The 14,546-nt window shown below is 44.5% G+C and carries 10 protein-coding genes and 1 pseudogene; 4 read left to right on the plus strand and 7 right to left on the minus strand.

Features of this window, described 5'->3' with window-relative positions:
* Positions 1 to 206 precede the first annotated feature (206 nt).
* Positions 207 to 1,133 (plus strand): DMT family transporter, encoded by a 927-nt coding sequence (locus CLHUN_RS08195; RefSeq protein WP_080064103.1) that lies wholly within the window; start codon positions 207 to 209, stop codon positions 1,131 to 1,133.
* A 62-nt stretch (positions 1,134 to 1,195) separates the two neighbouring features.
* A complete protein-coding gene (locus CLHUN_RS08200) occupies positions 1,196 to 1,381 on the plus strand; it encodes a hypothetical protein (protein WP_080064104.1) in 186 nt (61 codons plus the stop codon).
* Between the two features lie 155 nt (positions 1,382 to 1,536).
* Here the strand turns inward: CLHUN_RS08200 and CLHUN_RS08205 are convergent, their stop codons facing one another.
* The 7 genes and pseudogenes from CLHUN_RS08205 to CLHUN_RS08230 form a co-directional block, all read right to left on the minus strand.
* On the minus strand, positions 1,537 to 2,247 hold the full coding sequence (locus tag CLHUN_RS08205; RefSeq protein ID WP_080064105.1) for a hypothetical protein: 711 nt from the start codon (positions 2,245 to 2,247) through the stop codon (positions 1,537 to 1,539).
* Positions 2,248 to 2,334: 87 nt separating this feature from the next.
* On the minus strand, positions 2,335 to 2,640 hold the full coding sequence (locus tag CLHUN_RS22870) for a sensor histidine kinase (protein ID WP_422785049.1): 306 nt from the start codon (positions 2,638 to 2,640) through the stop codon (positions 2,335 to 2,337).
* A 234-nt stretch (positions 2,641 to 2,874) separates the two neighbouring features.
* Positions 2,875 to 3,816: pseudogene (locus CLHUN_RS22875) on the minus strand (histidine kinase dimerization/phospho-acceptor domain-containing protein); the annotation flags it as partial.
* Positions 3,813 to 4,487 (minus strand): response regulator transcription factor, encoded by a 675-nt coding sequence (locus CLHUN_RS08215; protein WP_080064107.1) that lies wholly within the window; start codon positions 4,485 to 4,487, stop codon positions 3,813 to 3,815. The gene CLHUN_RS08215 and the pseudogene CLHUN_RS22875, both read right to left, overlap by 4 nt.
* Positions 4,488 to 4,719: 232 nt before the next feature.
* Positions 4,720 to 5,367 carry a DedA family protein gene (locus tag CLHUN_RS08220; protein ID WP_080064108.1) on the minus strand — a complete coding sequence of 216 codons (648 nt, stop codon included), beginning with the start codon at positions 5,365 to 5,367 and terminating at the stop codon, positions 4,720 to 4,722.
* Positions 5,368 to 5,656: 289 nt separating this feature from the next.
* Entirely contained in the window at positions 5,657 to 7,696 is a 2,040-nt protein-coding gene (locus CLHUN_RS22505) for a ferritin family protein (RefSeq protein WP_242656472.1), read from the minus strand.
* A gap of 136 nt (positions 7,697 to 7,832) precedes the next feature.
* Positions 7,833 to 10,229, minus strand: a complete 2,397-nt coding sequence (locus tag CLHUN_RS08230; protein WP_080064109.1) for a glycoside hydrolase family 2 protein — start codon at positions 10,227 to 10,229, stop codon at positions 7,833 to 7,835.
* Positions 10,230 to 10,693: 464 nt separating this feature from the next.
* Here CLHUN_RS08230 and CLHUN_RS08235 point away from each other — a divergent pair, with 464 nt between their 5' ends.
* Both CLHUN_RS08235 and nifJ read left to right on the plus strand, forming a co-directional pair.
* Complete coding sequence (locus tag CLHUN_RS08235; RefSeq protein ID WP_080064110.1) at positions 10,694 to 10,885, plus strand: CDIF630_02480 family spore surface protein; 192 nt, start codon at positions 10,694 to 10,696, stop codon at positions 10,883 to 10,885.
* 29 nt (positions 10,886 to 10,914) lie between these two features.
* Positions 10,915 to 14,445, plus strand: a complete 3,531-nt coding sequence (nifJ, locus tag CLHUN_RS08240; RefSeq protein ID WP_080064111.1) for a pyruvate:ferredoxin (flavodoxin) oxidoreductase — start codon at positions 10,915 to 10,917, stop codon at positions 14,443 to 14,445.
* Positions 14,446 to 14,546: the final 101 nt, after the last annotated feature.

Consider the following 14,546-nt stretch of genomic DNA (forward strand, 5'->3'; position numbering starts at 1 on the left):
CGCCCTCCATTTAATGTCTGACACAACCAGGCAGGTTAACATGAATTAACCCTTACGCGTTTAAGCTTCTTTAATTCTATTATATGTCCAAGAAAAAATAAATGGTAAAAAAACAGCTTTTGCAAATTTTAAGACATAATATGCAATAAACTTTGCGAAAGTTTAGAATATAATGATTATGTAAAGTAATTATTCAGGAGGCAGACATGAAAATCATAACAAGAAATAACGCTCAGTTCTTTTTACTATTAAACGCAATTTTTTGGGGCTCCTCATACATATGGTCTAAAATGCTGCTTAACTTTCTGCCGGCATTCTCAATACTTTTTATCTGTGCTGCTCTGGGGTTGGCTGCAACCTTTCTGCTTTTCAGAAGGCAGCTGGGTAATTTCAGCAGAAAAATCATCCTCATAAGCACCTTGATTTCTTTTGTGTCGGTTATCAGCAATACCTTCTGCATGCTGGCCCTTAAAAGGACCTCCGGTTCAAATACTGCCTTTATAGTCCAGTTGTCCATAGTGATAACCCCTGTAATAATGGCCATACTTGAAAAAAAGCGTCCCTCCTTGAGAACCGTGCTGCTTGCTCTTTCCGCACTGCTGGGCATTTACCTCATTACCTGTGCGGGGAAGGGCTTCAATATAAATTTGGGGGATATTTTCGCCCTCTGCAACGCCGTATTTTTTTCCCTGTTTATAGCCTTGCAGAATAAATTCTCCCAGGTGGTAAACCCCGTTCAATTTACATTTATACAGCACCTGACCAACCTTGGTGCATTTTTTGTGCTGTCACTGATTTTCGAATCGGGAGGCATAGTCTATTCCAACATGCTGAGCCCTGTGTTTGTACTGCTTATCTGCTTGAATGCCATGGTTACAATATTCACCGCACTTTTCCAGAGTTCAGCCATCAAATATGTCCGGCCTGAAAGCGCAACTGTGCTTTATGCCTTTGAACCGGTTACTACCGCCATATTGGGAGCAACACTTCTGGGAGAACATTTTTCGGGCATAGCCTCAGTTGCAGGCTGCATATTGATATTTTTGACCGTAATAGTTTCTTCAGTCAGGCTCTCCAGGTTCAGTTCCAGAAGGTTAAGGCTCAATACCTCCTCGAATATCAAGGGCCTGTAATTATTAACATTTTTATACAAGGCACATAATATAAAATATAGATTATATTTATTGGAGGCTGCGTGGGTACTGACGGCAATAAAGACTTTTTTTCTCTTAGTCCCATTGAATATACCAGCCTGGCCTTTGCTATCTCCCTGCTTCTGGCAGAAAATCTGGACAAAACACAAAGAGGGACACTGGGTAACTTTTTTACAGCTATTGGGATCAATTTGATAAATCTGACACCCGACCAGTGGCAGATATGACTGCTGCACTGGCTAAGTGGTCTGTAACATCTGAAGCTTATATTGCCAGGCGAGGAAAATTTTTTGAAATGAAAATGTCAAAAACATATGAGAGCTAAAAAAGCACGTATAATACACAACGTAGCATACGTGCCTTTTTATGCAGGTTATTGAGACTATTCCTTATCGCTCTTGTGTTTACTCTTGAGCTTAAAATGAGAGAACTCCTTACCGTCCCAGCTTTCAAGCTGTTTGTTGAAATCAGCCTGCAGCTTTTCCCCCTCTTCCTTGGTAAGCTTTCCTTCCAGAATCTTCTTTTCCAGACTGGAGTTGAAATTTTTTGAGAGCCGCTGCTTTTTCTCAGGTAGTGGAAGACTGTTGAACTCATTTATTTGTTTAATGCGTTCATCAATTTTTTTTGTTAATTCGTCAGCCTTTTCCTTGGTTATCTTGCCTTCCTTTAAATCCTTTCCGATATTTTCCTTTTTCTCCTCAAGCTTTTTCAAGGGATCTTTGTGGTGCTTGTGGTGCTTGTGGCACTTACCCTTTTCAGCTTTTCCCTCATTGCTTTTGCTATTGCTTTTCGGAGCACTGCTGTTTGGGTTGTTGCTATTGGGCGTATTGCCGTTCTGAATGTTGCCATTGGGAGTGTTGCTTTTCGGATTACTCCCGTTGGGGTTTCCACCGTTCTGGATGTTGCCATTGGGAGTGTTGCTTTTCGGATCACTCCCGCTGGGGTTTCCACCATTCTGGATATTTCCGTTTGGAGTGTTCCCGTTCTGAATATTGCTGTTTGGTTCAGGTCCTGCCTGGGGCAATGCAAATGCATTCAAGGACATTATTGAAATTATAAAAGCGATAGTAACAAGGATTTGAAGTTTTTTCAATACTATCACCTCCTTTCAACAATATCATTCTCATCTATTGTGTAAATATTGTGTACAATTTGTAAATTTCGTTTTCCAATTTCAACCTTATAGCAAATCGCATTCAAACCAGAAAAGCACACCGCCGGGCTTGTTTTTTACTCCATAACCATTGCCATGAGCCTTTTGTATGGCTTTTACAATGGAAAGGCCCAGTCCTGTGCCGCCATATGCTCTTGTTCTGGCCTTATCCACCTTGTAAAAGCTCAGCCAGATGTTTTCCAGCGCTTCTTCCGGTATGTTTTCCCCTGAATTGAAGACCTCCACCCGGACCTTCCTGCCTGCAACTCTTGTGCTTATGGCAATCACGCCGCCTTCTTCCAGGTGATTCAGGCCGTTGCTTACATAATTCATAAGCACCTGCTCAGTAAGATAATAGTCGGCATTTATCCTTATGCTGTCGTTTCCGCCCGTATCAAAGGTTACTTCCGCTCCTTTTTCAGCAAGCAGAAGGGAATTTTTTTTCAATAAGTTCCTTATCAGCTCGCATATGCAGAACTCTTCCCTGTCCAGCACCACATCATTAAACTCCAGCTCGGACAGTTCAAGGAGCTTTCTTACCATATTGTTCATTTTATTTGCTTCGTCAATAATAACTTCACAATAATAGTTCTTGTTCTCCTCGTCATCATTCACGTTCAGCTTAAGCCCCTCGGCATACCCCTGGACCAGGGCAATTGGAGTCTTAAGCTCATGGGAGATATTGCTTATAAAGCCCTTCCTCATTTCATCAATCTGTCTTTCCTTTTCAATATCCTGCATCAATTTATAGTTGGCGGCTTTAAGCTCCCCAATAGAACATTCCAATTGATTTGAAAGTGAATTTATACTCTCTCCCAGGGTTCCGATTTCATCATTTCTTTTTTCATCATATTTTTCCTCAAAATCCAATACTGCCATTTTTTTAGCTATTCCGTTCAACTTTACTATGGGCTTTGTGAGTCTGAGGGACAAAAGATATATGATGATACCGCCCACGATAATCATGAAAATACCTGTAAAAATATAAAACCTTACCGCTATCTTGGCACTTTCCTGAATGGCGGCAACGGGTGTTCCCAGGTAAACGTACACCTCATCGTCTATCTTTCCATACAGCGAAACAAAGCTGGACTCCATTCTCATATCAAAGCGTTTCTCTATAAACGGCTTGTCCACAGTTACCTTTTTAAATTTTGCCTCAATATTCTTCCAGTCCATTACAGGGTCCTTGGTATTAATCCTGAAATTACGCACTCCAAGGCCGATAGCTCTCTGTCTGGATTGGTACAATACGTTGAAATGCTGGTCAAAGAATATGATTCCCATTCCTCTGAGGTTTTCTATTTTCTCCACATACAGCATAATGTTATCAGGGTCGTCGCTGTATGCATCGCGAATGGTATTGAAAGTCTGCTGCATTGCATCTTCCTTTTTGCTGTAGTAATATTTTTCCAGCAAAGTACTGCTTAGAATTATTGAAAGCAATACAAAAAATACTATCATGCCGAAAAAGGCAGCAAACAACTGGGTTTTTAATGATATTTTCATTTATCTACCTCAAACTTATAGCCCAGGCCTCTTATAGTCTGTATGTAATCACCCTTTTTGCCCAGCTTCAGCCTCAACTTCTTTATATGCGTATCTACAGTCCTGGCATCCCCGAAATACTCATAATCCCAAACGGAGTTCAGTATTTTGTCCCTGGATAAGGCTATTCCCACATTATCACACAAATATACCAGCAGTTCGAATTCCTTGGGGGTCAGCTCCACTTCTTGTCCGTCGGAAAACACAGTATGGGCAGACTGGTCTATCTGCAGGCCGTTATAGACCCTTTTCTCATTTGTTGCCACATTGTATCTCTTAAGAAGCGCCTGAACCCTTGCTATAAGGATCATTGGACTGAAGGGCTTCGTAATGTATTCATCCGCCCCAAGGCCAAATCCGAACAGCTCATCGGCCTCTGTGCTTTTTGCCGTAAGCATGATGACCGGAAGACCCGAATGGAGCCGGATGTGTCTCAACACCTCCCAGCCGTCCACTCCCGGCATCATGACATCCAATATTATCAAGGACATTGTATCGCCCACAGTATTGAATAGCTCAATGGCCTGTTTTCCATCCCCCGCCTCTACCACGCTATAGCCCTGCCTTTTCAAAAAATCCGAAACCAGCCTTCTCATTCTCTCTTCATCATCAGCAATCAATATTTTTATCACCAGTACAGCCCCCTTCAAGTAATTGACTTTATGATTGTCAATGTAATGCTGCTTAAATTATACTAACTATTTGTGAACATTAAGTGAACTTTTTTGTACCATTATTCTGACCTGTATTGTGACACTGCCGCTTCACCACAAACATAAAACAAACCGGTTCGGCAGCCTGTGAAAAGGCTGCCAAACCGGTTGTGTCCCTGTGGCAAACAAATTTGTACATTACTTTTGTACATTATTTGGCGGCTGAGGTTTTTTTCTCTTTTATGTAGGTTATTATACCTGGTAGAATGGATATGAATATGATTGCTATTATTACAAGACTGAAATTATTTTCTACTATGGGCATGTTTCCGAAGAAGAAGCCTCCGAAGGAAAACAAGGCCACCCAGGTCATGCCTCCGATTACGTTGTAGCTGATAAACTTAGGATAGCTCATAGAGCCCATCCCGGCTACAAAAGGAGCAAAGGTGCGTATGATAGGAATAAATCTTGCTATGATTATTGTTTTTCCCCCGTGTTTTTCATAAAAATTATGGGTCTTGATAAGGTATTCCTTTTTGAGAAATTTTACATTGTCCTTTTTGAAAACTACAGGTCCCAGGAATTTGCCTATGTGATAGTTGCAGGTATCTCCCAGTATGGCGGCTGCCATAAGTACTGCTATAATTACGGGAAAATTCAGATCTCCGCTGGCGGCAAGCGCTCCTATGACAAATATCATGGAATCTCCGGGCAGAAACGGAGTTATAACCAGTCCGGTTTCACAAAAAACCACCAGGAATAAGATGAGATAGGTCCATACACCAAAGTCATTTGCCAGTTGGGTCAGATTCTTGTCCAGGTGCATCACAAAGTCAATAAATTGCACTATAATATTCATATTCAGCCTCTTTTTTGTATTTTTATTGCACTGCTATGCATATGCGGATTTTAGTACCTGATAAATTTGCCAGGGTCTATTGTATCAGGTAATCATTTCTTATATACATACAATTTAACCTAAAAGTCTGAATATGTACACACTTTCATTGCAATTTTAATAATTTCCCGGCTATAAGAAAGGCCATTGGAAAAGAGCTTACATAAAGCTGCAGCATTTGTTAAAGTGCATTTCAAGTAAGCTCCCTGTGTGATTTCATGGGCTATTAAGCTTTCTGCCGGATGCAAAGTCAATATTTACACTCATTGTTGTGAATTAACAAGTTATATAATGTCGCATGTCTTATTTCATCAGTTATGATTTCAGTGAGAGTATTTATATGGCTTCTTTCCTTCATGGCAAACAGAATTTTGCGATATTTTTTAACGGCATTCTGTTCACCCATCAGTGCCTTTATGAGACCGTCACAATATGAATCGGGCTTATCAAAGGAAACATGCTTGTCTGGCCCTATTATTTTCCCGGTATGTTCATAGTACAACTGTCTGAATAATTTTGCATGTTTTATTTCATCGTCCCTGATACCCTTTATTATTTCCTTGTCTTTCCTTGATGGTGCATTGTTCATAAGGAACTCGTAAAACATCCTGTCCTCGGCTTCACCCTCAACGGCCTCTTTTATGAGGTTCAGTGCTTCCGAAAGAGTCACCTGTATATCTGCGTCATCATGCAGGTTTTGGCCTTTTTCCTGCTTCCCGGTCATATGTCCTGCCATAGCATTGGAGTTATCCATCTGCTGACCCATTGTGTTTGCGTTGTTCACCTGCTGACCCATTGTGTTTGCATTGCCCATCTGCTGGCCCATTACATTTGCGTTGCTCATCTGCTGGCCCATTGTGTTTGCGTTGCTCATCTGCTGGCCCATTGTGTTTGCGTTGCTCATCTGCTGGCCCATTGTGTTTGCGTTGCTCATCTGCTGGCCCATTACATTTGCGTTGCTCATCTGCTGGCCCATTGTGTTTGCGTTGCTCATCTGCTGGCCCATTACATTTGCGTTGCTCATCTGCTGGCCCATTGTGTTTGCGTTGCTCATCTGCTGGCCCATTGTGTTTGCGTTGCTCATCTGCTGGCCTGCTGTGTTGGATTTATGATAGTCCTTTTGTTTATTCTTCATGGAAACCATAAACATTGAATCATCCTTAGGAGCAAGAACAGTGGGCAAAGTCATCTGCGCGGGCATTTCCTTGGAAGCAGGCATCGACATATTTGCTGTTCCCGCGTTTGACACTCCCTGCTGGTTGGGCTTCTGCTGGCTTGCAGGCATGGTCATGTTGGGCATTCCTGTATTTGCCATTCCCGCATTCGCTGTCCCGGCATTTGACACTCCCTGCTGGTTGGGCTTCTGCTGGGCGGCAGGCATGGTCATGTTGGGCATTCCTGTATTTGCCATTCCCGTATTTGCTGTTCCCGCATTTGACATGCCCTGCTGGTTGGGCTTCTGCTGGCTTGCAGGCATGGTCATGTTGGGCTTTCCCGTATTTGCCATTCCCGCATTCGATGTTCCCGCATTTGACACTCCCTGCTGGTTGGGCTTCTGCTGGCTTGCAGGCATGGTCATGTTGGGCATTCCTGTATTTGCCATTCCCGCATTTGCTGTCCCCGAGTTTGACACTCCCTGCTGGTTGGGCTTCTGCTGGGCTGCGGGCATGGTCATGTTGGGCTTTCCCGTATTTGCCATTCCCGTATTCGCTGTTCCCGCATTTGACACTCCCTGCTGGTTGGGCTTCTGCTGGGCTGCGGGCATGGTCATGTTGGGCTTTCCCGTATTTGCCATTCCCGTATTCGATGTTCCCGCATTTGACACTCCCTGCTGGTTGGGCTTCTGCTGGGCTGCGGGCATGGTCATGTTAGGCTTTCCCGTATTTGCCTTTCCCGTATTTGCCACTCCTGCATTCGCTGTTCCCGCGTTTGACACTCCCTGCTGGTTGGGCTTCTGCTGGCTTGCGGGCATGGTCATATTGGGCTTTCCCGTATTTGCCATTCCCGCATTCGCTGTTCCCGCATTTGACACTCCCTGCTGGCTGGGCTTCTGCTGGCTTGCGGGCATGGTCATGTTGGGCTTTCCCGTATTTGCCATTCCTGTATTCGCTGTTCCCGCGTTTGACACTCCCTGCTGGCTGGGCTTCTGCTGGCTTGCGGGCATGACATTATTCGGTTTTGACTGCTGAGCAGGAGCTATTTGCTGTGGTGCTTCCGGCTTGGGTTTTTCCATATTTTGCTGTTCAGGCTGAACCTTTGGTTTATTATTAAAAAACGGCCATTTTTGCACTTGAAAATGCCTCCTCTGATTAACATAATATTATAATACATACTATGTGGGTATGAGGATAAAGTTACAGGTCAAGGGCACCACTTTTACAATTTTGTTTATATGCCAACTGAAACCTGATTGGCTCGACTGTCCTTCAATCAGGCTTCTTCTTTATCACCTCAAAGACCAGCTCATGTGTCCCGAACTTTTCAGATATAAACCTGACTACGCCTTTTCCGGACCTTCCCATAGTCCTGATCCATAACGCTCTGGCTCCTCCTATGAGTGCTATGGTCTTCGGGCCGATAACTTCAACAGGTCCTTCTGTTTTAATGTTGACAGCATCGCTGGCATAGTTCAGCAAATTGCCGTTCTGATCCAGTGCCTTCAATACTATTCTTGCAGCATCATAGGTATCGGCTTCCTTTAATACGAACGTATCCGGCAAAACTTCAAGCCGTGCACTTTCCAAGGTGGATTTAACCACACTTTTAACCAATTTGCCATCCTTGTAGCCTTCAAATCTGAAATTTATACGTTTGCCGCCCCAATTGCTTACATAAGTGCCAAACAGTCTTATGCCGTCATCCATGGACAGCTTGTATTTCAGCATCAGCCTTGCCATTGCAAGCTTTGAACCAAGGGGCAGATTCATTCCATACTTGGAGGCGGCCTGCAGGACATTTTTCATTCTAAGTGAATCCTTTCCCGGTATATTTTCATACTTTGCAAGGAGATCTCCAATGAAATCATCAATTTTAACCGGGGGATGCTTCAGATTTGGAAATTGCCTGCGGTCAGGATAAAAGGTCTTGATGAACTCATTATCCTTGTATAGCTTTATACAGTCACAGTTTGTAAAAGCATATACCGTTCCCATATTTCCACCTGAATGCTCTCCGATATCCATAGACGAGGAAAGCTCCAGCACCGGTGTACGGTCCTGCTGAGACGAGTATACCGCCCAAGCCAGTTTTGGTATCCTGAACATATCACTGACACCGTGATAGCAGATTCTGTCCCCGCTGCCGAAATCCTTATGCGTGTTATAATCAAACATACACCAGCCTATAGCACCACTTATCCTGTCACTCCCCAGCATGGCGTCCAGCACACGCATATGCCTCAAGGCGTGCTCCAGTCTCCTGGCCTCATTGTCAAAACGCTTTGTGGGAAACATATGCCCGTTGTGCTCGGTAACAAGATAGGGGGCATTTGATTTCGTAACCCTTGAGGGCAGCTCCAGCGCGGCATTAGAGCCATTATGCAAAAAGTCGTTGTAGGTATACACGTCCTCCAGTAGTAGGCTGTCCTTAAAATTCCTGACACCTCCCGTCTGGCGCGTATTATCCAGTTCATGGGCTATCCGGTTTGTGTTCATGTAGAATTCATTGCAGTCGGCGGATTCGTTGATTCTCACACCCCATAATACAATGCTGGGATGGTTTCTGTCCCTGAGTATCATGGACCTTACATTCCCATAAGACAATTCCTTCCACTTTTCATTGCCGATGTGCTGCCAGCCTGGTATTTCTTCAAACACCAACAGCCCGATTTCATCGCACCTGTCGAGGAAATGCCTGGATTGAGGGTAGTGGGAGGTTCTCACCATATTAACTCCCAACTCGAATTTCAGCAGATCGGCATCCTTCTTCTGTGCCGATTCAGGCATTGCATAGCCGGCATATGGATAGGACTGGTGCCGGTTCAAGCCCACCAGCTTTATCTTTTTCCCGTTGAGGTAGAACCCGTCGGCTTTAAATTCCGCATGCCGGAAGCCCACTTTTGCCAGACTGCTGTCCACAACCTCCCCGCCCTCCTTTAATAAAACCTCCAGAGTGTATAAAACCGGGTTTTCAAGCTCCCACAGCAGGATATCTGAAAGCCTGTGCCTGATGCAGGTTTTAGCCGAATCCCCCGCAGCATGTATGAATTTGCTTACCAGCCGGCTTTTATGGTCCAGCAGCCGGAGCTCAAGAGTCATTCCTCTGCAAGGCTGTGAAAGTTCTATGTCAATATCCAGCGTTTTTGCGGCAGACAGCACCTCCGGAGTTTTTACAAATATGTCCCTGATATGTTTTTTATCCCTGGCCTCAAGCCATACTTCACGGTAAATCCCTCCATAGGCAAGGTAATCCATAACCTTTCCGAAGGGCGGAATTTCCTCCCTTTCCGTTGAGTCACAAACGACTGCAAAAAGGTTTTCCTGTCCAAAAACAACCTTATCGGATATGTCTGTCTCAAAAGGTGTATAACCACCTGAGTGTTCGGAAACAAATCTGCCATTAATATACAGTTGTGCATAGGACGAGATTCCTTCAAACTTCAGGATCAGTGATTTTCCGCTCACTTGCCCCGGCACTTCAACAGCTTTTCTGTAGCAGGATACAAACTGGTACTCTTTTTCATCAAAATTGTTATAGTCCAGCAGCAGGTTTGCATGTGGAATATCTACCAATTGGAATCCCCCATCATTATATGCCTTATCAAGATATTTCTCATTGAAATCCCTTTTGTATTGCCAGTGGTAATTAAGGTTTATTTTTTGCATAAGGCCATCCCTCTGTGAGCATAAATGATCCTATTTTATTATATATGTATGATAGGTCCAATAGTGACTTGTTGTGCCAGTACAACATTCGGTAAATCCTGGTACATAATTTGGGTATATTTTTTGAACTACATCGTTGTCGCCGATTGAAATAAAGCAATTATTCCGCACTCCTCCGCCTTGTATTTCCAAAAAATCTTCTCCAAATTTATGCACCCTATTTACTGAATGTTGTACTAGTTAAAAATGAGGCAAACAGGCAAAAGCTTTTAAGCATACTGCGCATTTCTTTAAAGTCGTCCTCGCGTAAGCAAACATGTCACTTAAAGACTTTATTAATTAGCACAACAAGTTAATTTATGACCATTATGTTGACAGAAAATATGCAGTATAAGAATAAATTACCCTAAATATGAAATAACTAAAATTACATTCTAAAAAAAATCATATATATGGAGGTAGTTATGGGCAAAAAAGATGCACAGCTTGACGGAAGCCACAACAGACGTTTGACAGCTTTCAGACCCACAGACAACGAAGGCACCGCTGCATGGACCATGGAAAAGACCAAACAGAAGCACACCGATGTGGTCATACCTGACGAGGAGGGTGTTTCAGAAGCCAAAAATTGGGTAGATAACGGAAGTAGACTTTAAGTAAAATATTTATACAGGGGTGACTTTTTATGTCAAAAATCAAGATGACGGTGGACGGAAACACTGCTGCAGCCTATGTGGCATATGCATATACCGACGTAGCTGCAATCTATCCCATCACTCCATCGTCCAATATGGCAGAGTCGGTTGACGAATGGTCTGCCAAGGGCAGGAAAAATATTTTCGGGCAAAATGTCCGTGTTGTAGAAATGCAATCTGAGGCAGGTGCGGCCGGAACACTTCACGGTTCACTGCAGGCCGGTGCTCTTACAACAACCTTTACGGCTTCCCAGGGACTGTTATTAATGATACCCAATATGTACAAGGTTGCAGGTGAATTGCTGCCTGCGGTATTTCATGTAAGTGCCAGGGCCATAGCAACCCAGGCCTTGTCCATATTCGGAGACCATCAGGATGTTATGGCCGCCAGGCAAACCGGCGTTGTAATGCTGGCCTCGGGCTCAGTACAGGAAATTATGGACCTGGCCCCCGTGGCGCACCTGGCCGCAATAAAAGGAAGACTTCCCTTCCTGCATTTTTTTGACGGGTTCAGAACCTCTCATGAAATTCAGAAGGTGGAGGCACTGGAATATGCAGATCTTGCCGGCCTTGTAGATTACGAGGCTGTAAGACAATTCAGGAACAGGGCCTTATCCCCCAATCATCCGGTAACAAGAGGAACCGCCCAAAATCCTGATGTCTACTTCCAGAACCGGGAGGCATCAAACCCTTACTATGATAACATTGCCCATGTGGTTGAAGAATATATGCAAAAGGTCGGTGAGCTTACCGGCAGGAGCTATGGCCTTTTTGATTACTACGGTGCGCCTGACGCTGAGAATATAATAATTGCCATGGGCTCAATTACTGATGTCATAGAGGAAACCATCGATTATCTCAACAACAGCGGAGAAAAATACGGCCTTGTGAAGGTTCACCTGTTCAGACCCTTTTCAGTCAAGCACTTGCTGGAGGCCATTCCCAAAAGCGTCAAAAAGATAGCTGTTCTGGATAGGACCAAAGAACCCGGAGCCATAGGAGAACCCTTGTATCTGGATGTAAAAGCAGCCTATTACGGCATGCAGAATGCTCCTTTAGTAGTCGGAGGGCGATTCGGTCTGGCTTCAAAGGATACCACTCCTGCACATATAAAGGCTGTCTATGACAATTTGAAACAGGCCAGCCCCAAAGACCGGTTCACTATCGGAATAGTGGATGATGTGACCAATACCTCCCTTAATATTGACCATCATATTAATGCCGCACCCCCATCAACCTATAAATGCCTGTTCTGGGGGCTGGGCTCAGACGGTACTGTGGGTGCCAACAAGCAGGCCATAAAAATCCTCGGAGATCATACCGACAAGTATGTTCAAGCCTATTTTGCATATGATTCAAAAAAATCCGGCGGAGTGACCATGTCCCATCTGCGCTTTGGGGATGAGCCCATCAAATCGGCATATCTTGTCCATGAAGCCGATTATATCGCCTGTCACAACCAGTCTTACGTAAATCAGTATGACCTGCTTAAGGGCATAAAAAAGGGAGGCACCTTTGTACTGAACTGCCTCTGGGATGAGAAGGAGCTTGAAGAGCACCTCCCTGCGGAACTCAAGCGCCAGATTGCCGCCAACGAAGTGCAGTTCTATACTGTCAACGCATATACGATTGCTGAAAATATAGGTCTTGGAAACAGGATAAACATGATAATGCAGGCAGCCTTCTTCAAGCTTGCCGGCATTATTCCAATAAATGAAGCTGTCCGTTATTTGAAGGAGGGCGTTGTAAAGAGCTATGGCAAAAAAGGTGAGAATGTTGTCAGAATAAATCAGGAGGCTATTGATAAAGGTATAGATTCCGTTGTAAAAATCAACGTACCGGAAGCCTGGAAAAATGCCCAGGATACTTCCGGAACAGAAATCCAGGAACCGGATTTTATAAAAAATATGCTTCGCCCCATAAATGCCATGAAGGGTGAGGACCTGCCGGTAAGCGCCTTTGTGGAGCTGGAGGACGGAACACTTCCCAACGGCACCTCAGCCTATGAAAAGCGCGGTATCGCTGTTAATGTCCCGGAATGGAATGAAGCTACCTGTATACAGTGCAATATTTGCTCTCTGGTTTGTCCTCATGCAGTCATACGACCTGTACTTGCAACCAGGGAAGAACTGGCTGATGCTCCCGAAAGCTTTGTAACCAAGCAGGCTGTGGGCAAGGGTATGGAGGAATACCAGTTCAGGATACAGATAAGCCCTATGGATTGTACAGGCTGCGGCAACTGTGCCGATGTATGCCCTGCAAAACCCAAGGCACTGGTAATGAAAAAGCTGAGTACACAAACCGAGCGGGAGATTCCAAATTACGATTTTGCAACAGAAAAGATTTCCTGCAAAGGTGATAATTTCGGAAACAAGAGTATAAAGGACAGCCAGTTTAAAAAGCCCCTTATGGAATTCTCCGGTGCTTGTGCAGGCTGTGGCGAGACACCCTATATAAAACTGGTTACGCAGCTTTTCGGCGACAGGATGATGATAGCCAACGCCACAGGTTGTTCCTCCATATGGGGTGCCTCCTATCCAACCAGCTCCTATACCGTAAACAGTGAAGGCAAAGGACCTGCCTGGGCAAACTCGCTGTTTGAGGATAATGCAGAATTCGGTTACGGCATGTACCTTGGCATAAAGCAGCTCAGAGAGCGCATAAGAGACATAGCACTCCAGCTTGCGGGCATGGATATAGACGAAAGCTTCAAAGGCAAATTGACAGCATGGGCCGGCAGCTATGAAGAAGGAGAAGCCTCCAAGGGAGTGAGCACAGAGCTCCTTGAAGCCATAAAGGCCTATTCACCCAAAGACAGTCTTCAGACACAACTGATTGCCGAGCTTCTGGAGAAACAGGACTACCTGGTAAAACGGTCCATATGGATTGTGGGCGGTGACGGCTGGGCCTACGATATCGGCTATGGCGGACTTGACCATGTACTGGCCTCGGGTGACGATGTAAATGTTCTGGTATTTGATACCGAAATATACTCAAATACCGGAGGGCAGGCTTCAAAAGCTACTCCTACCTCAGCAATAGCCAAATTTGCTTCTTCGGGGAAAAAAGCTGCTAAAAAGGACCTGGCTGCGCAAATGATTACCTACGGCAATGTCTATGTTGCCCAGGTGGGAATCGGAGCGGACAGGAATCAGATGCTGAAGGCTATAGCAGAGGCAGAGGCCTATAAGGGCCCCTCCATCATAATCGCATATGCTCCCTGTATAAGCCACGGCATTAAGGACGGCATGGGAAGGAGCATAGCAAACTCTGCCGATGCGGTTGCATCAGGCTACTGGCATCTTTTCAGATACAATCCGGAGCTTAAATCAGAGGGAAAGGACCCGTTTATACTGGATTCCAAGGAGCCAAAATCCAGCTTCAGGGACTTCCTGATGAATCAGGTGAGATATTCCTCCCTCTCAAAGCAGTTCCCCTCCGAAGCTGAAGAATTGTTCAGCAAGGCTGAAGAACATGCAAAAGAGAAGTATGAAAAGCTGAAAAAGCTGTCGCAGGGATAAATGTCAAATAATTTCATATAAATCTTACCCGGCAAAAAAAGCTGCATCCCATCTTTCATGTGGAATGCAGCTTTTTCTTTTAATTCATGTACCTGTTTTTC

The organism is Ruminiclostridium hungatei (genome assembly GCF_002051585.1).
GTDB classification, from domain to species: domain Bacteria; phylum Bacillota; class Clostridia; order Acetivibrionales; family DSM-1351; genus Ruminiclostridium; species Ruminiclostridium hungatei.